Origin of the sequence: Streptomyces sp. NPDC058457 (assembly GCF_042720695.1) — a bacterium.
Lineage (GTDB): Bacteria > Actinomycetota > Actinomycetes > Streptomycetales > Streptomycetaceae > Streptomyces.
This window is the reverse complement of the sequence record NZ_JBHXLU010000116.1, coordinates 1-18595: the sequence shown is the minus strand read 5'-3', so window position 1 is coordinate 18595 and position 18595 is coordinate 1. Positions and strand designations below refer to the sequence as shown.

Sequence of the window (18595 nt, the reverse complement as noted above, 5' to 3'; positions counted from 1 at the left end):
GCGTCTTATACTGCCGTTTTCCGGTGCCGGAGGCACACAGTCCGCACACAGTCACCGATATGTTGCAACCCCTTGCAACCCTGGTGAACGGGCCGGAGGTGGCCGAAACTTGAGCGGACGCCACGGCGTCGGAGGCCTGACATGGGCCGAAGAGGCGGGGGTGGTGCCGTGTCGGCGCAGCACCACCCCTGCCGCAGCCTGCGGCGCCTTGGCCGTGCGCGGTAAGGGGAGCGGCTTGCGGTGCGTTGGCGGCTGACGGTTGTGGAGGGTTGCTCGCGCAGTTCCCCGCGCCCCTTGGGAGTTGCAGGGAGCGTTCTCAGCAGGCTCGGGCTCGGTCCACTACCGCCGTGAGGTCCAGGCTGCTCGGCAGGGTGCCGAAGGTCGAACCCCAGTCGGTGCCCAGCCTCGATGCGCAGAAGGCGTCCGCCGCCTCCGGCGGGGCGAAGCGGACCAGTAGGGAGCCCTGGAGGACTGTTGCCAGGCGTTCCGCCAGGCGTCTGGCCCGGGCCTCCATGCCCTCCAGGTCGGCCAGTTCGGAGAAGAGGTCCTTGACCGCGCGGTCCAGGCGGTGGTCGGCGCCGTGGGCCCGGCCGATCTCCTGGAGGTAGGCGTCCAGCGCGCCCGGCTCGCGTTGCAGCGCGCGGAGCACGTCCAGGGCCTGGATGTTGCCGGCGCCCTCCCAGACCGAGTTGAGCGGGGACTCGCGGACCAGCCGGGGCAGCCCCGACTCCTCCACGTAGCCGTTGCCGCCCAGGCACTCCGCCGCCTCCACCACCAGCGGCGCGCAGCGCTTGGTCACCCAGTACTTGGCGGCCGGCAGCGCCAGCCGCAGCAGGGCCCGTTCGGAATCACCGCCGTCGTCGTAGGCGGCGGCCAGCCGCAGCGCGAGGGTGGTCGCGGCCTCCGACTCGATCGCCAGGTCGGCCAGCACGTTGCGCATCAGCGGCTTGTCGGCCAGCCGCCCGCCGAACGCCTCGCGGTGCGTGGCGTGGTGCACGGCCTGCGCCACCGCCTGCCGCATCAGCCCCGCCGAGCCCAGCACGCAGTCCAGCCGGGTCGCGGCGACCATCTCGATGATGGTCCGCACCCCGCGCCCCTCCTCGCCCACCCGTCGCGCCCAGGTCCCGTCGAACTCGACCTCGCCCGACGCGTTCGACCGGTTGCCGAGCTTGTCCTTGAGCCGCTGGAGGAGGAAGACGTTCCGGGTGCCGTCCGCCAGGACCCGCGGCACGAGGAAACAGGTGAGCCCGTCCGGGGCCTGGGCCAGCACCAGGAAGCCGTCCGACATCGGTGCCGAGCAGAACCACTTGTGCCCGGTGAGGGTGTACGTCCCGGCCTCGGCGAGCGGCGCCGCGGCGGTCGTGTTCGCCTGTACGTCGCTGCCGCCCTGTTTCTCCGTCATGCCCATGCCGAACAGGGCGCCGGCCTTCCGCGCCGCGGGCCGCAGCCCGCGGTCGTAGACCGTGGACGTCAGCAGCGGCTCCCACACGGCGGCCAGCTCCGGGTCGGTGCGCAGCACGGGCACCGCCGCGTTGGTCATCGACAGCGGGCAGCAGCTGCCGGCCTCGACCTGGGTCCAGACCAGGAAGGCGGCGGCCCGCCGGACGTGCCCCGACGGCCGTACCCAGCCGGTGGTCAGGCCCGCGCCGACGCCCTTGCCGAGCAGCCGGTGCCAGGCGGGATGGAACTCGACCTCGTCGATCCGGTGGCCGTAGCGGTCGTGGGTGCGCAGCCGCGGCGGGTGCTCGTTCGCCTGTGCTCCCCACTCCTGCACCTGCGCCGAGCCGGCCGAGACGCCGATCCCCGACAGCTCGGCGCGTACCTCGCCGAGCAGCTCGGGGTCGGTGTGCCGCCCGACGGCCTCGACGAGGGCCCGGTCGGCGGCGAAAAGGTCGTATCCGGCCAGCGGGGGCGGCTGGTTGCTCACGGTATGCGTGGTGTTGCCTGCCATGTCTGCGAACCTACCCGGAGCTGCGGCGGTGGTCTCCAGCCTGACACAGCGGCCCCGCCCACCGCGTCCGCCCCGGCCGGAGCCCCGTGAGGTGAGGACGGTCCCGGACGGCGGATACCGTTAGGGCGTGCAGCCAGCAAGCGATACCCCCGAGCGGCCCTCCGGCCGGCTCCACCGGGCCAGAGCCCTCTACCGGAACGTCTCCAAGCGCAGGACGGCCTGGCTGCTGGTCAAGGACACCACCAATTCCTGCATGGAGTACCGCATCCTCGGCCTCGCCGCCGAGGCCGCCTTCTTCACCCTGCTGTCCGTCCCGCCGCTGCTGCTCAGCCTCATCGGCCTGCTCGGCTACGTCGACGCCTGGACCGGTGCCCACACCATCGCCAGCCTGGAGGCCAACCTTCTGGACGCCTCCCGCACGGTCCTTTCCGACAAGGGCGTGAAGGAGATCGCCGAGCCGATCCTGCGCGACGTGGTACGCGGCGGCCGCCCCGACGTCATCTCCATCGGCTTCCTGTTCGCCCTGTGGTCGGGCTCCCGCGCGGTGAACGTCTTCATCGACACGATCACGGTGATGTACGGCCTCGACGGCGTCCGGGGCATCGTGAAGACCCGGATCGTCTCCTTCCTGCTCTTCATCGCCGCGCTGCTGATCGGCTCCGTGGCGCTGCCGCTGATGGTGGCAGGACCGGACGCGGTGGTCGGGATCGTGCCCTGGTCGGAGACGCTCGTCCAGGTCCTGTACTGGCCGGTCGTGATCGTCCTGTCCGTCGTCTTCCTGACCACGCTGTACCACGTCTCCGTGCCGGTGCGCTCACCGTGGGTCGAGGACGTCCCCGGCGCCCTGGTCGCCCTGGCCATGTGGGTTCTCGGCAGCTTTCTGCTGCGTATCTACCTGACCAACACCATCGAGGGCGCGACGATCTACGGCTCGCTCGCCGCGTCCGTCGCCGTGCTCCTGTGGATCGGCGTGTCGGCCTTCGCCGTGCTGGTCGGCGCCGCCGTGAACGCCGCGATCGACCGGGTCTGGCCGGCCGCCGCGACGGCCGCGGCGCGCGCCGCCAACGAGCGGCTGCGGGAGGCCCAGGTCGCCGAGTACGTGGCCCGCGCGGCCGCGGCCCGGGAGGTCGATCCCGGGGACCCGGACGATCCCGACATGCCGTCGGAGTTCCCGGAGCGCTGGTCCAGGTTCCTGCCGCCGGAGGACGTCACGGCGCGGTTGCGTACGCATGTGAAGAGCAGCCATCCACCCCATAAGCCGGAGAGCGGCTGAGGGACGGTTCCGCCGTCGGGGCGAGGCCCGGGCGGGCTGCGGGCTCGTCGTGGCTGCTCGCGCCCACGCGGCGGCAGCCGCATGTCGAACACAGCCCCGTGCCCCTGAAGGGGCGCGCGTACGCTGGCCCATGTGTATGAGGAGCGGGCGTCGCGGCTGGCTGGGGCGGTCGTGTGGGTGAATACCCCGGTCGGGGACGGCCGTGTGCTGCCCGACGGGTGTATGGATCTGCTCTGGCATGACGGGCGGCTGCTGGTCGCCGGGCCCGATACGCGTGCCTATGTGTCCGAGGGCGCCCAGGGCGTGTGGGTCGGCCTGCGCTTCTACCCCGGTACCGCGCCCGCCGTCCTCGGTGTGCCGGCGTACGCACTGCTTGATCAGCGGGTCGAGCTGAGTGACCTGTGGCCGGTCGCGGACGTGCGGCGGCTGCGGGACCGGGTCGCGGGTGCGGGCGATCCGGCCGGCGCCCTGGAGGAGATCGCCCTGGAACGGGCGCTGCCTTCCGACCCGTCGCTGCGGCGGCTGGTCGAAGCCCTGGGCGCGGGGCGCCCCGTCGCCGCCGTCGCCGACGAACTCGGCCTCGGCGCCCGTCAGTTGCACCGGCGCAGTCGTGCTGCCTTCGGCTACGGGCCCAAGACGCTGGCCCGGGTGCTCCGGATGCAGCGGGCGCTCGCGCTCGCCCGGGGCGGGGTGCCGCTCGCGGAGACGGCGGTCCGGGCGGGGTACGCGGATCAGCCCCATCTCGCCCGGGACGTGCGGGAGCTGGCGGGGCTGCCGCTGACCGGGCTACTCGGCGGGTAGCGGGGCGAACAGGTCGACGCCGTTGCCGTCGGGGTCGTGCACCGTGGCGTACCGCTGGCCCCAGAACGCGTCCCACGGCTTGAGTTCGCCGTGGTATCCGGCGCCCACCAGGTCGTCGTAGAGCGCGTCGACCCCCGCGGGCGAGTCGCAGCGGAAGGCGAGCCCCACCCGGCCGCCCCCGGCCGGCGGGTGCCAGGCCGGGTGGAAGGAGCGGATCGTCTCCTCCGTGTCCAGGGCGAGGGTGAGTCCGCCGGGCAACTCTGCCTCGACGTGCGGCTGTTCCTCGGCGCCGGGCGGGAAGGCCAGGCCGAGGCGGCGGTAGAAGGCGAGGGACGCGGTCAGGTCGGAGCTGACGAGACCGATCACGGCGAATCGTGGAGTCATGCCGTCACCGTAGGCGGGGTCCGGTTACCGGTCTTGAAGGAATCGGACACCGGCTCAGCCGAAGGTCACCGGGCCGTGCGGGGTGTCGACGGTGAAGGACAGCGACACCGGCCCCTCAAAGAGGGCGGGATCCGTGCCCAGGGCCGCCGGCAGGGATCTCCAGACCGCCCGCGTCGCCCAGGGACACCAGATGGTTGCGCGTCCCGAGGTCCGGGTGGGCCCCGCCGGGGGCGGGTGTCACCTCGGTCCGCCGGGCGAAGTCGGCGACGGTCGCGGCGAGATCGGGCGTCGTCGGCACCAGGTGGTCGAGGAGCGGGGGAACGGTGTCCACCCCGGCCGAGGCCACCCGTTCCCGGCGCGGTACCGGTGTCTGGGGACGGGAGAAAAACCGGTCCCCTGTGGAACACCTGTGCGGCACGATGGGCCCATGATCCGTGCCGTGCGCGTCCTGCCGCCCCTGCTCCTCGCCGCCACCCTGCTCACCGGCTGCGGCACCGAGAAGGCGGGCTCCGGAGACTCCGGCGCCCCCGCAGACCAGGCCGAACTGGCCGCCAAGGCAAAGGCGTTGGGGATAGCCCCGGAGCTGGTCTACGTCACCGACGCGGCGGGTTTCACCCTCGCCCAGCAGTCCGTCGGCGTACAGGGCGACGACGGCTTCTCCGCCGCGTACACGGACCGGACCGGTGCCGTCATCCACCTCTACACCGACCACCTGCGCTACGCCGGGCAGCACAAGTACGAGGTGACGGAGAAGGACTGCGTGGTGTGGCTGGAGGGCGAGGGCGGGGTCTCCGACGCGGTGCTGGGCAAGGCGCTGCGCGCCGTCCACCGCCCCACCGCCGGCGAACTCGACACCCTGCTGCCCACCCCCGACCCGGCCTTCACCGACGGCGAACCGGTGCAGCGCGGCGACCTGCCGACCAACGGGGACGGCGGCCCGCCCGACAACAGTGTCCCGACGCCGGGCCTCTGAGCCGGCCCCGGCCGCCGTCGAACAGCCCCCGGCCGGGTCCGGGTCCTGCTGCGCGCCGACGAGACGTCGTACGACGGGGCGGGGCGGAGGACGGCCATCCGCTGTCCTGGTGGTGTGGACATGCGGCCGGACGGGTGTTCTGCACAGCCCTCGGTCACGCCCGGGAGGCCTACCGGGATTCCGGCTTCCCGGCCCACCGGTACGGGGGTGTCGCCTGGGCCGCACGGCCTGTCCAGTGACGTTTCTCCGGTGAACCGGATCCGCCATTGGGGTGAGTAAAGGTCGCGCACGGAGATAGTCACGTGCGTATCTAGAGATGCTCTTGTCTTGGCAAAGGGCGTCGAGACGCGGGTGCCGAGCTGTGCCCCCGCGCCACCCACCCACAGGAGGAGCCGGACCTTGACTTACGGGAAAAAGCTGCGCGAACAGATCGCCGGGCCGGGGACCACCCCGCTGGTCGGCGTGTACGACATGTACTCGGCGTCGATCGCCGCCAAGCACTACGACGGGATGTTCGTCTCCGGCTTCGGCTTCGCCGCCTCGTACTACGGCCTGCCGGACATCGGATTCATCGCCTGGCCCGACATGGTGGCCTTCGTCCAGCGGCTGCGGGGCGCGTTCCCGCACCACCATCTCCTCGTCGACATCGACGACGGGTACGTCGACCCCGAGGTCGCCTGCCACGTCGTGGAGGGGCTGGAGCGGATCGGTGCCTCCGGGGTGATCCTGGAGGACCAGAAGCGGCCGCGCCGCTGCGGGCACGCCGACGGCAAGCAGGTGCTGCCCCTGGAGGAGTACCTGGACAAGCTGGAGAAGGTCCTGGAGACCCGCCAGGACCTGGTCGTCGTGGCCCGCACGGACGCCACCGACGAGCACGACATCCTGCACCGCGCGGAGCGGCTCGCCGCCACCGACGCCGACGTGATCCTGGTCGACGGGGTGCGCAGCGAGGAGTGGATCCGCCGCATCCGCAAGGTCGTCGGCGACAAGCCACTGCTCTTCAACCAGATCGGCGGCGGCAAGTCGCCCCGGCTCTCGCTCACCGAGCTGGACGACCTCGGCGTCGACGTCGCGATCTACTCCACGCCCTGTCTGTTCGCCGCGCACGAGGCGATGGAGTCGGCGCTGAGCGAGCTGAAGTCCGCGGACGGCCGGCTGCCGTCGGTCGACGCGGCCGGCGGCGTCGGCGTCAAGGCGTCCACCACCCTGCTGGAGCGGAACATCGCCCGGGAACGGCTCGACGAGCCCGAGGGCGTGGGCGTGTGACGCGGTTGCGGACCGCCGCGGCCCTCACGGCGGCGCTGCTCGGCGCGGCCGTGGCCCCCGCGCACGCGGGCGGCGGCCTGATCACCGTGCTGGACAACTCCAACGCGGACTCCATCCTTGAGGTGGACCGCACGGCGAACATCCAGGCAGGCAGAGGCACGGCCGGCAGCGACCACGACGGCAGCGCAGTGGACGCGATCCAGGCGCTGCTCGGGGAGCCGCGCCAGGACGACGACGACTGAGCGACCGGCCGGTGGGGAACCGCGGGTCCGTTGTGGCTGGACCCGCGGTTCCTCCCCCCGGCCTTCGGCCGGGGGGACCCCCAGCGCCCCTGACGGGGCGTTCCGCCTCAGTCCTCGTTCAGGTCCGGACGGCCGTTCTCGTCCAGTTCCACGTCCTCCTTCGGGTCGTGCTCGTCGGCCGCCGGGACGGCCACCGTGGCGTGGGGCCGGGCCGGGGCGAGGGTCAGGGTGGTGGCCCGGGCGGTGCCCAGGGCCGTGGTCAGGGCGGCTACGGCCAGGGCGCAGGCCGCCGCGGTGCGCAGGGTGGGATTCATGCCCTGGAAACGATCTTGACGAGGGCACGGTCACCCTCGTACGGCTGAACGGGCAGGCGGGGCCGCCGTGCTGGCCCGCACCACCAGCCTGGTCGACAGCTCCGTCCGGGTGCCCTCCGGACGCTCCCCGTGCATCAGCCGTACCAGCAGCCGCAGCGCCGTCGCCGCCATCTCCGACAGAGGCTGACGGACCGTGGTCAGCGCCGGGGTCCCCCAGCGTGCCTCGGGCAGGTCGTCGAAGCCGACCACACTGATGTCCGCCGGTACCCGCAGCCCGCGTTCGGCCAGCGCCGCGTACACCCCGAGCGCCATCCGGTCGGAGCAGACGAACACGGCGGTCGGCGGCTCCGGCAGGTCGAGCAGTTCGCGCATACGGTGGCGGGCCGTCTCCTCGTCGAAGCCGGCGTGCCGGACGTACTCGCCCCGGTGGCGCAGCCCCGCCGAGGCTAGCGCCGAGCGGTAGCCGGCCACGCGGGCGCCGCTGCAGATCCGGCGCCGGTTGCCGGCGATCACCGCGATCCGCTCATGGCCGAGGGCGAGCAGGTGCTCGGTCGCGGTGACCCCGCCCTGCCAGTTGGCCGCCCCGACGGAGACCACGCCCGCCGGGGGCTCATGGACCGGGTCGATCAGGACGTACGGGATGCGGTGGTGGTCCAGCCAGGCGTACTGCGCCTGGGTCAGCTCGGCCAGGTTGAACAGCACCCCGGACGAGCCGCGTGCGGTCAGCTTGTCCAGCCAGCCGCGCTCCGGGCGGCCCGCCCTGGTCCGGGCCGGCCCCGCCGACACCACGATCTCGAGACCCGCCTCGTACGCCGCCTCCTCCACCCCGTGCAGCACCGCACCCGACCACGAGCTGTCCAGCGCCTGTACGACCAGGTCGATCAGGGCGGGGGCCTTCGTCGCGTCGAACCGCGGTCTGCGGACGTAGCCGAGCCGTTCGAGGGCCTCGGTGACCCGGCGGCGGGTCTCGGGGGCCACGTCGTCCCTGCCGTTCACCACCTTCGACGCGGTCGGTACGGAGACGCCCGCCTCGCGGGCCACCACCGCCAGCGTCGGACCGGCCGCCGCCACGCTCGTACCTCCGGCACGGACCATGGGGAACCCGCCTCTCCGGCCCGCCCTTGGGCCAACGAAAGTAACGAAAGTTGCGACCAACGCTGCTTCCGCGGTCTGTGTGCAAGCCGTGCAGTAAGCGCTTCCTAAGATAGGTGCGCGTCAACTCGGCGTGAAGACCTGGGAATTCACGGGATCGGCGGGGGTGGGACTTTCGAAACTTCGAACAGGGAGGCCGGGGCTATGCGGGGGTGCAGATGACCCGGAAATCGGTGAAGTCGGCGGTGAAGGAGGCGTCGACGAGGTCCACGGCGTGGATCGCGGCCATCGCTCCCGTGAAGCGGAGGCGGGTGCCGTGGTCGTCGGAGAGGCGGGTGAAGTCGAGGGGCGGGCCGATGGGGGAGCGGGTGCCTTTGCGGAGGTGCCAGAACTGGGCGTCGGTGCGGTGCACTGTGACGCCGAGGGTGAGGGGGGTGGCTGTGTCGACGTCTACGACGGCCGGTGTGCGCGTCTCTGTTTCGTCGCGGCTGGTCAGGGCGAGCACGGTCCGGCCCGTGTCCTGCCATTGCTGGCCGTGCTGTGCTTCGCCCTCCGGCTCCGACCAGGTGAGGTCCAGGGCGTAGTAGGCCGAGGTGTTGTACCAGAGGAGCAGGCCGGCGGACTGGGTGAAGGTGGACGGGGTGGCCTGGAGGGTTACCTGGGCCTCGGCGTGGTGTTCGGTGATGCGGCGGGCCAGGAGGTGGTGGGACCAGAGGGAGTCGGGGCCGTGGTGGCCGCGGAGGCGTAGCCAGCCGGGGCGGGTGGTGGGGTCTATCCAGGAGGGGTCTGCGGGGGAGCGGAGGGTGTAGTAGGGGGGTGCGTTGTCGTCTGCGGGCGGGTGGGGGCCGGTCGCGCCCACGCGGCGGTAGCCGCATATCGAATGCAGCCCCGCGCCCCTGAAAGCAGGGGGTTCTGCGTCTGGTACCTCGATTGTGACCGCTGGTCGGGCGTCGGCGTGCCGCAGTCTCGGCCAGCCCTCCGCGTCCCAGGTGACCGCCTGGATCGCCGTCTCGCGGCCGAGTGGGCACCGTAGGCCCTTTGACGTCTTCAGCGGGCGTGCCGTCAGGTGGCTCAGGAACCACTCGCCGTCCGGTGTCTCCACCAACTCCGCGTGTCCTGCCTTCTGCAACGGCCACTCGGGGTCGTCCCTCGTCGTCAGCAGCGGCCGTTCGTCGAGTTCGTACGGGCCGGTGAGGCTGCGGCTGCGGGCCACCCGTACCCCGTGTTCGAAACCCGTGCCACCCTCCGCGAGGACCAGGACGTACCAGTCCTCCCTCTTCAGCAGCTTCGGGCCCTCGATCAACCGGTCGTGCTGGAGGAGGAGTCGAGTGGTGCCTACGGGGGTGAGCGTCTTCCGGTCGAGTTCCGTGGCGACGATGCCCGCGAAGCGCCGGCCGCCCGGGCGGTGGTCGTTCTGGAGGTTGAGGAGCCAGAGGTGACCGTCCTCGTGGTGGAGCGCGGGGTCGAAGCCGTGGCTCGGGATGCGGCGTGGGGGACTCCAGGGGCCGGACACCTCGGCGGCCGTACTGACGTATGTGTCCGCGTCGAAGTACGGGGTGCCGACCGAGCGGACGACGGAGTACGTCACCCAGAAGCGCTCGCCGTCCCAGCTCAGGGACGGCGCCCAGATGCCGCCCGAGTCGGGCACGCCGGCCAGACAGTCGCCGGGGGCCGCGCCCTCGACGTGGCCCGCGTACTCCCAGTGCGCCAGGTCGCGGGAGCGGTGGATCGGGATCGTCGGGAACCATTCGAAGGAGCTGTTGGCGAGGTAGTACCAGTCGCCGGCGCGGACCAGGGAGGGGTCGGGGGCGAAGCCGCGGATCACCGGGTTGTGGAGTTCGGTCACTTGAGGGCTCCCAGGGTGACTCCGGTACGCCAGTAGCGGCGCATCGCGATCATCATGACGGCCATCGGGACGATGGAGAGCAGGGCGCCGGTGAGGACCAGGCCGGTCAGGTCGACGCCGGATTCCAGGCGTTTGCCGGACCAGTTGTACAGGCCCAGGTTGAGGGTCCAGTTCTCCTCGCCGCGGAGCACGGTGAGCGGGAGGAAGAAGGCGTTCCAGGTGTTGACGAAGGCCAGCAGGAAGACGGTGGCGCCGCCGGTGGTCATCATGCGCAGGACGATGGAGAAGAAGATGCGCAGTTCGCCCGCGCCGTCGATGCGGGCGGCTTCCAGGAGTTCGTAGGGGACGGTGGCCTCGGTGTAGACCTTCGCCAGGTAGACGCTGAACGGGTTGACCAGGCAGGGGATCAGCATCGCCCAGGGGGTGTCCACCAGGCCGATCTTCGAGAAGAGGAGGTAGAGGGGCAGGGTCAGCAGGGCGATCGGGACCAGGAAGGAACCGACCACGCAGGCGAAGACCAGGTTGCGGCCCGGGAACTGGAAGCGGGCGAGGCCGTAGCCGGTGGCGAGGGCGATCAGGGTGCCGCCGAGGGAGCCGACTCCGGCATAGAGGAACGAGTTGGCGGTCCAGCGCAGGAAGATGCCGTTCTCGTAGGTGAACAGCTGGTGCAGGTTGGTCCAGAGGTGCCAGCCGGAGAACCAGAGGCCGTTGCTCTGGTAGAGGGCGGTGCGGTCCTTCGTCGCGGCGACGATCAGCCACCAGACCGGGAAGAGGCTGTACGCGCTCGCCAGGGCCAGGCCGACGAGGAGGAAGCGCTGGCCGCCTCGGGAACGGGCCGCCGGATCGGGCTTGTTGATGCGGCGGACGGGGTGTGTCCTGGTGCGCTCCTCGGCGAGTGCCATCAGTCCGCCTCCTTCGCGGTCAGCCGGTAGAAGAGGAATGAGGCGATGCCGAGGATCAGGGCCAGCAGGACCGAAAGGGCCGCCGCGTAGTGGTAGTTGCCCGCGTTGAACGCCTGGTTGTAGATGACCATGATCGGGGTGAAGCTGTCGCTCACCGTCTGGGGCGTGACGTTCCGGAACAGGGCCGGCTCGTTGAAGATCTGGAGCATCTGGATGATCGACAGCATGCCGGTGAGGACCAACGCACCTCGTACGTAGGGGACCTTGATACTCAGGGCGATGCGGGGCTCCGAGGCGCCGTCCAGCCGTGCCGCCTCGAAGAGCTCGCGCGGGACGCCTTGCAGCGCCGAGTAGATGATCACCATGTTGTAGCCGATGCCGTGCCAGGTGAGCAGGTTGCCGATGGACGGCCACACCATCGACGGCGCGAAGAAGTTCCAGTCGAGGCCGAATGCTTTGGCCAGGGGAGTGAGGGGACCGACGTCCGGGCTGTAGAGGTTGATCCAGATGATCGCCGCGACCACGCCCGGGATCATGTACGGCACCAGGAGCAGGATCCGGAAGCGGCCTGCCGCCCGGGATGTCAGCGTGTCCAGGAAGAGCGCGAGGAGCAGGCTGACGAGGAGCATCACGGGGATCTGGACGCAGGCGAACAGCAGAACGCGCAGGACCGAGTCGAGGAACGCCGGGTCCGTCAGGCCCTGACGGTAGTTGGCCAGGCCCGAGAACGTGTCGGTGGTGCCGCCGAGGCCCAGGCCGGAGGACTGCGAGCGGTACAGCGACTCGTAGACGGCGTACCCGATCGGGATCAGGTAGAGGAAGACGAAGCCGAGCTGGAAGGGCACCGTGAAGGCGGCGCCCTTCCAGCGCTGGGAGCGGACCATCCGTATGCCTGCCTCAGCCCTCGACGCTGATGCCGCGGGACTTCAGGTCGTTGACCGTCCACTGCTGCATGTGGGCGAGGAGGTCGGTGACCTTCTGCTGCTTGCTGACCACCTTCGCCCAGCCGCTCTGCAACTCGGTGAACATGGCCGTCCAGTCGGGGCCGAAGGTCCAGTCGGTGGTGACCGTGTTCAGACTGTCGGTGACGACCTTCTTCGCCGGGTCGTAGTGGGAACCGAGGAGCTTCTGCGAGATCGCCTCGTCGACGTAGGCGCTGCTGTCGGCGAGTGCGGGCATCACGCCGTTGCCGGTGGTCGGGCTGGCCATCGTCTTCACCGCGCCGGAGTCGGTGGACATCCACAACGCGGCCTCGGCGGCCTGCTGTTGGTGTGCGCACTGTTTGGTGACGAGGGTGACGCTGCCGGTGAGGTTGGTGCCGGCCGGGGTCTTCGCGGTCTCGCCGGAGAAGGTCGGCCAGGGGGCGAGGGCCCACTTGCCGAAGGACTTGGTGAAGTTCTGCACCATGCCGGCCATCTGCCAGGTGGAGATCTGCCGGGTCGCGGTGCCGCCGTTGTCGTAGTTGCGCTGTACGGCCGCGTAGTCGGCGAAGGACAGTGTGGAGTCGAGGCCGTTGTCGATGATCTGCTGGATCACGTCGGCGGCCTTCAGGGTGCCCGCGTCCTGGAAGTCCACCTTCCAGGAGTCGCCGTCGATCGCGTACCAGTGGGCGCCCGCCTGCATGGAGAGCACTTCGAGGGTGCTGGGGTCCTCACCGGCGAAGTTGGTGATCTTGACGCCGTGCTTCTTGAGCGTCTTGCCCGCCGCGACGAACTCGTCCCAGGTGGTGGGGGCCTTGAGGCCGTACTTCTGGAAGACGTCCGTACGGTAGATGGTGAAGTTCGGCGCGGAGCTGGTGGGGACGCCGTACAGCTTGCCCTGCACCTGCGCGGCCGACCAGGAGCCGGAGTTGAACTTGTCCTTGGCCGACCCGACGTACTTCGAGATGTCGGCGAGGGCGCCCTGGGCGACCCAACTCGTCACGTATTCAGCGGTGTTCTGCACCAGGCAGGGCGCGTTGCCCGCCTTCACCGCGTTGGTGAGCTGCTTCTGCATGGTCAGCTGGTCGGTGACCTTCGTGTACTTCAGCTGGACGTCCTTGTGAGCGGCGTTGAACGCCTTCACCACGGCGTCCTGGCCGTTCGCCCAGCCCCAGAAGGGCAGGGTGACCGGGCCGGAGGCCGAGTCGGAGCCGCCGGAGCCGGAGTCCGATCCGCCGCAGGCGGAGAGCAGACCTGTCAGCACGAGGCCCGCGATCGCGGCGCGGACCAACCTGGTGGAGTTCATTGACCGTGTTCCTTCGGAGGTGGGCGCTCTCGGGGAGGAGGGCGGCGGCTCGGCAGTGCCTTAGAAACCGGTTTCCACGGGACAGTAGGACGGCTCGGCCGCTCCCAGCAAGGGGTATGAGTCGGAATCTTTCGACGTGCGGTCGGTCGAACGGTCCGTGAGCAGCAACCGGTACGCAAGAACAACCGGTTGCCGCTGGAGGGTTTTCGAAAGTTCGTCGCGCCTCTTGACGACGCTCTCCTACGGGTTGAAGCTCCCCTCACCGCTCATAGCAACCGGTTGCCAACCGAGCCGACATCCGGTCACCTCCTTTCAGAGAGTGGGTAGTTCATGCAGACGCACGCCCGTGCTCCGGTCAGCCGGCGCAGCTTTCTCGCCCTGTCGGCGGCGGGTGCCGCGGCCGGTGCCGCGTCGCTCGGCGGCTGTGCGCTCCAGGTGTCCACCGGGGTCAGCAGCTCGGGCGAGACCGTCACCATGATGGTCAAGGCCGACGACCTCAGCCCCGACCTGGTCAAGCAGGCCAAGAAGGAAACCGGCGTCACGATCAAGCGGGTCGACTACGACATCACCAAACTGATCGCGATGCTCACCAGCGGCAGCCCGCCGGACCTGGTGCGCGGTGTCGGCGCCGTGGACGCGGCGTACTTCGCGGCGCGGGACGTGATGCAGGAGCTGGACGACTACTTCGCCGGGAGCAGTGTTCTCCGGCTCGACGACCTGGACCCCGTCAACGACCTCTGGCGCTACGACGGCAAGTCCCAGGGCAAGGGGCCCCGTTACGGAATGGCGAAGGACTTCTCCCAGGACTCCATGTTCTGGTTCAACACCGCGGCCTTCGACAGGAAGGGCGTCACCTACCCGTCCGAGACCGTGCCCGTCACCTTCGACGAGTGGCTGGACGATGCTCAACAGCTCGCACAGCGTTCGAAGGGCCAGACGACCGTCTTCGGCGGCAGCTACAACGGCCTGGTCAAACTCACCCTCATGGCGACCATGACCGCCTCCGCCGGCGGCAGCCTTTTCAGCGACGACTTCTCCAGGGTCGACTTCACCACCCCCGAGGCCCGCAAGGCGCTGGCCTGGTACCTCGGCTACTGCAAGCTCAAGGTCGGGCCCAGTCCGGTCCTGCCCGACCCCAACGGCTGGGACGGGCCGACCTACCAGGCCGGACGGCTGGCCATGTCGAACTCCGGCTACTGGATGGGCGGCATGATCGGCACCGACAGGAAGCTGGCGCAGGTCTCCCGGCTGGCTCCCGCCCCGGTCTTCGCGGGGGGCCCGCGCATCAGCGCCTGCCAGGGCGGCACCGGTCTGTGGATGCCGCGGAAGGCGAAGAACAAGGACGCCGCCTGGCGGGTCTTCGAGTGGTTCTTCGGCGAGGCACCGGCCAAGGCGCGCGCCTCCAGCGGCTGGGGCATCCCCACTCTGAAGTCCCTGCGGCCGCTGATGCCCGCCAAGGAGGAGTACCAGAAGCGGACCCTGCGGGCGCAGGAGAACGAGCTCAGGCACTTCTCGGTGGTCTCCCTGTCGCCCTACATCTCGGGGGACGCCTTCGAGGCGCTCTTCAACCAGGTCGCCACGCCCGCGATGACGGGTGAGATCTCCGTCGACGCCGTCGCCGGACGCCTGAACTCGACCATCAACCAGCAGCTCAAGCGCGGTAAGGAGCAAGTGGGATGACGGCCGATCAGGTCTCCTCGGTCGCCGGCCGGCCGAGTTCGACCGCGGGTGCCGGGCGGGCCGGTTCCGCCGAGCGCACCGGGCCCTCGATGACGGTCCGCAGGCACCGCGCGTTCTACATGTTCACCTCGCCGTGGATCATCGGCTTCACGCTGCTGACCATCACCCCGATGGTGTACGCACTGTGGCTGAGCTTCACCACGTACGACGGCATCTCACCGAACTGGCACTACGTCGGCCTCGGCAACTACCGCGAACTGATGGGGGATCCGACGACCTGGGACGCCCTGGGCCGGGCGGGACTGTTCGCGCTGCTCTCGGTGCCGCTGTCGATCATCGCCGGGCTCGGGCTCGCCGTCCTGGTCAACCGGCCGGTCAGGGGACGCGGGCTCTTCCGCACCCTGCTCTATCTGCCGGCCGTGGTGCCCCCGGTCGGCGCTGGCATCGCCTTCAAGAACCTCTTCGACCAGAACTCCGGTGCCGCCAACGGGGTGCTGACCTTCTTCGGCTTCGACGCGATCGGCTGGCTGGCCGACCCCTACGCCCGCTACGTCCTCGTCATGACGGTCCTCTGGGCGGCCGGCAACATCATGATCATCTCGTTGGCAGGGCTCCAGGACGTGCCCCGCGAACTCCACGAGGCGGCCCGTATCGACGGAGCGGGCGCCTGGCGGACCTTCCGCAGCATCACCGTGCCGCTGCTGTCGCCGGTGCTGCTCTTCCAGACCGTGACCGGGGTGATCGCCTCGGTGCAGACCATCATGCCGATGCTGCTGGCGCCCATCGCCACCACGGGCGGCCTCACCACGATCCCGCAGTCCAACTACACGTACATGATCCACGTCTTCTCCGAGTACTTCGCGCTCGGCCGCTACGGATACGCCTCCGCACTGCTGTGGGTGCTCTTCGTCCTCATCCTCATCGCGACCGGACTCATCTTCAGGTTCACCTCCGGCGTGGTGTTCTACAACGTCGACCCGGAGGCGAGGAAATGACCGTCACCAGCGTGACCCCCAAGTCCCCGGCCCGGACGCGGATACGCGTCAACCGGCTCGTCCTCTACACGGTCCTGGTCGTCGTGACCGGCCTGTTCCTCGGCCCGTTCGGCTGGCTGGTGCTCACCGGCCTGAAGGCCCCGGCCGAACTGGCCGCCGCCCCCGTGCACTGGCTGCCCACCCACTTCCAGTGGCACAACTTCGCCGACGCCTACCGCCTCATCGACTTCCTCGGCTACGCCCGCAACTCCCTGATCATCGCCACCATCTACGCGACCCTCGTCACCCTCAGCTCCGCCTGGGTCGGCTTCGGCTTCGCCCGGCTCACCGCACCCGGGAAGAAGACCCTGTTCGGCATCCTCATCGGCTCGATGATGCTGCCCCAGATGATCACCCTGCTGCCGACCTACCTGATCTTCGCCAAGCTCGGCATGGTCGACACCTACTGGCCCTGGGTGCTGTGGGGACTGTCGTCCGCCCCCTACCTGGTCTTCCTCTTCCGGCAGTTCTTCGCGGGACTGCCCCGCGAACTGGAGGAGGCCGCCATCGTCGACGGCTGCGGATACGCCGGGATGTTCTGGCGGATCTTCCTGCCGCAGTCCTGGCCGGTGCTCTCCGCGAGCTTCGTCATCGCCTTCACCTGGACCTGGGGCGACTACATCGCGCCGCAACTCCTGCTGTCCACCGACCGCTCCACCCTCGCCGTCGCCGTGATGACCACCTACGTCTCCTCGGCCGGCACCCCCATCACCAACCTCCAGGCCGCCGCCTCCGTGATGTACGTCGTCCCCATCCTGCTGGTCTTCCTCGTCGCCCAGCGCGGCTTCGTCGCCGGCCTGTCGACGTCCGGCCTCAAGTAGCCCAACCCGCAGACCTGTTGCAAGGAGTGACCCATGACCGCGCCCTTCTCCCGCCGAACCGCCCTGCAAGCCGCCGGCGCCAGCGTGCTCGCCGCCGGCCTCTCGGGCGGTCTCCCCGCGACCGCCGCCCACGCCGACGACGACGCCGGGTCCCGCCCGAAGCTGGTCACCTACCCCCGCCCGTCCGCCGTACCGACCAACACCAGCTTCCAGGTGCGGGTCCGCACCGCCCCCGACGGCGACTGGCAGACCCTCGACGTCTACCGGCCGCAGCTGGAGGAGATCAACGCCGCCACCGGCTCCGGCAAGGTCTACAACTCCTCGATGGTGTACTTCGACTTCCAGTGCTCCGTCGAAGTCGAGGTGACCTATCTCAAGGGCGGCACCACCAAGGCCCGGGTGAGACCCGACTCGTACGGCATCACACCCGAACTCCTCGGCGACACCCTGCGGTTCACCCTCGACGAACCGAAGGACCTGGTCGTCCAGATCAACGACGAGATCTTCGACTGCCTGCACCTCATCACCAACCGCGTCGAGCACCACGCACCCGCCGCCGACGACCCGGACGTCATCTACTTCGGCCCCGGCGTGCAGACCGTCACCGGCGGAGTCCTCACCGTCCCCAGCGGCAAGACCGTCTACCTCGCCGGCGGCGCCGTCCTCAAGGCCACCGTCTACTTCAAGGACGTCGAGAAGGCCGCGCTCAAGGGCCACGGCATGATCTGGGCGAGCTCCGGACAGGGCGTGCTCTGCGAGGGCAGCAAGAACATCCGGGTCGAGGACGTCATCATCATGAACCCGGGCAACTACATCGCCACCCTCGGCGAGGCCCAGAACGTCCGCATCAGGAAGGTCCGCGGCTTCAGCTCCAAGGGCAACGGCGACGGCATCGACATCTTCTCCTCCAGCGACGTCCTCATCGACGGCTGCTTCCTGCGCAACTCCGACGACTGCATCGCCATCTACGCCCACCGCTGGGACTACTACGGCGACACCCGCGACATCACCGTGCAGAACTGCTCCCTGTGGGCCGACGTCGCCCACCCGGTCAACATCGGCACGCACGGCAACAGCGACGCCCCGGAGACGATCGAGAACCTGGTCATCCGCAACATCGACATCCTCGACCACCGCGAACCCCAGATGAACTACCAGGGCTGCATCGCCCTCAACCCCGGCGACTCCAACCTGATCAGGAACGTCCGCATCGAGGACGTCCGGATCGAGGACTTCCGCTGGGGCCAGGTCATCTACATGAAGGTCATGTACAACACGAAGTACAACACCTCGGTCGGCCGCGGCATCGACGGCGTCTACGTCAAGAACCTCAGCTACACGGGCACGCACGCCAACCCGTCCCTGTTCCTCGGCTACGACGCCGACCACGCCATCACCAACGTCACCTTCGAGAACCTGGTGATCAACGGCGTCGTCATCGCCGACTCCATGAAGAAGCCGAGCTGGTACTACACCACTGACGAGATCCAGTGGTTCTACAACGAGCACGTAACCAACCTGAAGTTCCTCACCACCGCCGAGGCCGAGGCGGCCGCCGCGTCATGACGATCCCCGCACATAGCTCCGCTGGCCGTATCGATCTGCGGCTCCGCCGCGGGGCGGGGAGGGGCTGTGGGTCGGCTGCGGCGCCGTCGTGGCTGGTTGCGCCCCGCGGCGGAGCCGCTGATGACTACAGCCCCGGGGGCCGAGGGTGTGGTGGGGGCCGCGGAGGGAGATGGCGAGGGACAGGTTCGGGGACCGGCCGGGGGGTGCGGTGGGGGGCCGCCGCG

At 69.8% G+C, this 18595-nt stretch carries 18 protein-coding genes and 1 pseudogene; 10 read left to right on the top strand and 9 right to left on the bottom strand.

The genetic code is table 11. From position 1 onward, the window contains the following. Positions 1-316: 316 nt before the first annotated feature. A complete protein-coding gene (locus ACFWPS_RS48055) occupies positions 317-1951 on the bottom strand; it encodes an acyl-CoA dehydrogenase family protein (protein ID WP_383719073.1) in 1635 nt (544 codons plus the stop codon). 127 nt (positions 1952-2078) lie between these two features. On the opposite strand from ACFWPS_RS48055, the gene ACFWPS_RS48050 reads away from it, so the two are divergent. Both ACFWPS_RS48050 and ACFWPS_RS48045 read left to right on the top strand, forming a co-directional pair. Then, the gene (locus tag ACFWPS_RS48050; RefSeq protein ID WP_383719070.1) at positions 2079-3224 is read left to right on the top strand and encodes a YihY/virulence factor BrkB family protein; all 1146 of its coding nucleotides are present in this window, start codon (positions 2079-2081) and stop codon (positions 3222-3224) included. A gap of 132 nt (positions 3225-3356) precedes the next feature. Further along, a complete protein-coding gene (locus tag ACFWPS_RS48045; protein ID WP_383719067.1) occupies positions 3357-4025 on the top strand; it encodes a helix-turn-helix domain-containing protein in 669 nt (222 codons plus the stop codon). On the opposite strand, the gene ACFWPS_RS48040 is transcribed toward ACFWPS_RS48045, so the two are convergent. Together ACFWPS_RS48040 and ACFWPS_RS48035 are read right to left on the bottom strand one after the other, a co-directional pair. Beyond that, positions 4011-4409 (bottom strand): VOC family protein, encoded by a 399-nt coding sequence (locus tag ACFWPS_RS48040; RefSeq protein WP_383719064.1) that lies wholly within the window; start codon positions 4407-4409, stop codon positions 4011-4013. The genes ACFWPS_RS48045 and ACFWPS_RS48040 overlap by 15 nt on opposite strands. A gap of 139 nt (positions 4410-4548) precedes the next feature. After that, positions 4549-4740: pseudogene (locus ACFWPS_RS48035) on the bottom strand (VOC family protein); the annotation flags it as partial. A gap of 96 nt (positions 4741-4836) precedes the next feature. On the opposite strand from ACFWPS_RS48035, the gene ACFWPS_RS48030 reads away from it, so the two are divergent. The 4 genes from ACFWPS_RS48030 (at position 4837) to ACFWPS_RS48015 (ending at position 6890) form a co-directional block, all read left to right on the top strand. Further along, positions 4837-5382 carry a membrane lipoprotein gene (locus ACFWPS_RS48030; RefSeq protein ID WP_383719061.1) on the top strand — a complete coding sequence of 182 codons (546 nt, stop codon included), beginning with the start codon at positions 4837-4839 and terminating at the stop codon, positions 5380-5382. Between the two features lie 134 nt (positions 5383-5516). Continuing rightward, on the top strand, positions 5517-5621 hold the full coding sequence (locus ACFWPS_RS48025; RefSeq protein ID WP_383719059.1) for a hypothetical protein: 105 nt from the start codon (positions 5517-5519) through the stop codon (positions 5619-5621). A 160-nt stretch (positions 5622-5781) separates the two neighbouring features. Then, positions 5782-6648 (top strand): oxaloacetate decarboxylase, encoded by an 867-nt coding sequence (locus tag ACFWPS_RS48020; protein WP_383719056.1) that lies wholly within the window; start codon positions 5782-5784, stop codon positions 6646-6648. Further along, complete coding sequence (locus ACFWPS_RS48015) at positions 6645-6890, top strand: hypothetical protein (RefSeq protein ID WP_383719053.1); 246 nt, start codon at positions 6645-6647, stop codon at positions 6888-6890. Before ACFWPS_RS48020 ends, ACFWPS_RS48015 begins: the two co-directional genes overlap by 4 nt. A 107-nt stretch (positions 6891-6997) precedes the next feature. Here ACFWPS_RS48015 and ACFWPS_RS48010 read toward each other — a convergent pair whose 3' ends face one another. The 6 genes from ACFWPS_RS48010 to ACFWPS_RS47985 all read right to left on the bottom strand — a co-directional run bounded on the left by ACFWPS_RS48010 (position 6998) and on the right by ACFWPS_RS47985 (position 13270). Next, positions 6998-7204: a hypothetical protein gene (locus ACFWPS_RS48010; protein WP_383719050.1), complete on the bottom strand. Its 207-nt coding sequence runs from the start codon at positions 7202-7204 to the stop codon at positions 6998-7000. A 30-nt stretch (positions 7205-7234) separates the two neighbouring features. After that, a complete protein-coding gene (locus tag ACFWPS_RS48005) occupies positions 7235-8299 on the bottom strand; it encodes a LacI family DNA-binding transcriptional regulator (protein ID WP_383719048.1) in 1065 nt (354 codons plus the stop codon). A 199-nt stretch (positions 8300-8498) separates the two neighbouring features. After that, positions 8499-10142: a family 43 glycosylhydrolase gene (locus ACFWPS_RS48000; protein ID WP_383719045.1), complete on the bottom strand. Its 1644-nt coding sequence runs from the start codon at positions 10140-10142 to the stop codon at positions 8499-8501. Next, the gene (locus tag ACFWPS_RS47995; protein ID WP_383719042.1) at positions 10139-11044 is read right to left on the bottom strand and encodes a carbohydrate ABC transporter permease; all 906 of its coding nucleotides are present in this window, start codon (positions 11042-11044) and stop codon (positions 10139-10141) included. Before ACFWPS_RS47995 ends, ACFWPS_RS48000 begins: the two co-directional genes overlap by 4 nt. Further along, on the bottom strand, positions 11044-11928 hold the full coding sequence (locus ACFWPS_RS47990; RefSeq protein WP_383719039.1) for a carbohydrate ABC transporter permease: 885 nt from the start codon (positions 11926-11928) through the stop codon (positions 11044-11046). Before ACFWPS_RS47990 ends, ACFWPS_RS47995 begins: the two co-directional genes overlap by 1 nt. 13 nt (positions 11929-11941) lie before the next feature. Then, a complete protein-coding gene (locus tag ACFWPS_RS47985) occupies positions 11942-13270 on the bottom strand; it encodes an ABC transporter substrate-binding protein (protein ID WP_383719036.1) in 1329 nt (442 codons plus the stop codon). A gap of 330 nt (positions 13271-13600) precedes the next feature. Here ACFWPS_RS47985 and ACFWPS_RS47980 point away from each other — a divergent pair, with 330 nt between their 5' ends. The 4 genes from ACFWPS_RS47980 to ACFWPS_RS47965 are packed head-to-tail and all read left to right on the top strand — an operon-like array spanning position 13601 to position 18371. Then, positions 13601-14950, top strand: coding sequence for an extracellular solute-binding protein (locus tag ACFWPS_RS47980; protein ID WP_383719033.1), 1350 nt, complete (start codon positions 13601-13603; stop codon positions 14948-14950). Beyond that, positions 14947-15945, top strand: a complete 999-nt coding sequence (locus ACFWPS_RS47975) for a carbohydrate ABC transporter permease (protein ID WP_383719030.1) — start codon at positions 14947-14949, stop codon at positions 15943-15945. The genes ACFWPS_RS47980 and ACFWPS_RS47975 overlap by 4 nt, the downstream gene beginning before the upstream one ends. Next, positions 15942-16805, top strand: a complete 864-nt coding sequence (locus ACFWPS_RS47970; RefSeq protein WP_383719027.1) for a carbohydrate ABC transporter permease — start codon at positions 15942-15944, stop codon at positions 16803-16805. Before ACFWPS_RS47975 ends, ACFWPS_RS47970 begins: the two co-directional genes overlap by 4 nt. Before the next feature lie 33 nt (positions 16806-16838). Then, positions 16839-18371: a glycosyl hydrolase family 28 protein gene (locus tag ACFWPS_RS47965; RefSeq protein ID WP_383719025.1), complete on the top strand. Its 1533-nt coding sequence runs from the start codon at positions 16839-16841 to the stop codon at positions 18369-18371. The last annotated feature ends 224 nt before the right edge of the window (positions 18372-18595 follow it).

Bases quoted from the DNA above. Each gene is read 5' to 3' on its own strand.
- ACFWPS_RS48055 (WP_383719073.1), bottom strand. From the start codon at position 1,951: ATGGCAGGCAACACCACGCATACCGTGAGCAACCAGCCGCCCCCGCTG.
- ACFWPS_RS48040 (WP_383719064.1), bottom strand. From the start codon at position 4,409: ATGACTCCACGATTCGCCGTGATCGGTCTCGTCAGCTCCGACCTGACC.
- ACFWPS_RS48030 (WP_383719061.1), top strand. From the start codon at position 4,837: ATGATCCGTGCCGTGCGCGTCCTGCCGCCCCTGCTCCTCGCCGCCACC.
- ACFWPS_RS48010 (WP_383719050.1), bottom strand. From the start codon at position 7,204: ATGAATCCCACCCTGCGCACCGCGGCGGCCTGCGCCCTGGCCGTAGCC.
- ACFWPS_RS48005 (WP_383719048.1), bottom strand. From the start codon at position 8,299: ATGGTCCGTGCCGGAGGTACGAGCGTGGCGGCGGCCGGTCCGACGCTG.
- ACFWPS_RS47995 (WP_383719042.1), bottom strand. From the start codon at position 11,044: ATGGCACTCGCCGAGGAGCGCACCAGGACACACCCCGTCCGCCGCATC.
- ACFWPS_RS47990 (WP_383719039.1), bottom strand. From the start codon at position 11,928: ATGGTCCGCTCCCAGCGCTGGAAGGGCGCCGCCTTCACGGTGCCCTTC.
- ACFWPS_RS47985 (WP_383719036.1), bottom strand. From the start codon at position 13,270: ATGAACTCCACCAGGTTGGTCCGCGCCGCGATCGCGGGCCTCGTGCTG.
- ACFWPS_RS47980 (WP_383719033.1), top strand. From the start codon at position 13,601: ATGCAGACGCACGCCCGTGCTCCGGTCAGCCGGCGCAGCTTTCTCGCC.
- ACFWPS_RS47975 (WP_383719030.1), top strand. From the start codon at position 14,947: ATGACGGCCGATCAGGTCTCCTCGGTCGCCGGCCGGCCGAGTTCGACC.
- ACFWPS_RS47970 (WP_383719027.1), top strand. From the start codon at position 15,942: ATGACCGTCACCAGCGTGACCCCCAAGTCCCCGGCCCGGACGCGGATA.
- ACFWPS_RS47965 (WP_383719025.1), top strand. From the start codon at position 16,839: ATGACCGCGCCCTTCTCCCGCCGAACCGCCCTGCAAGCCGCCGGCGCC.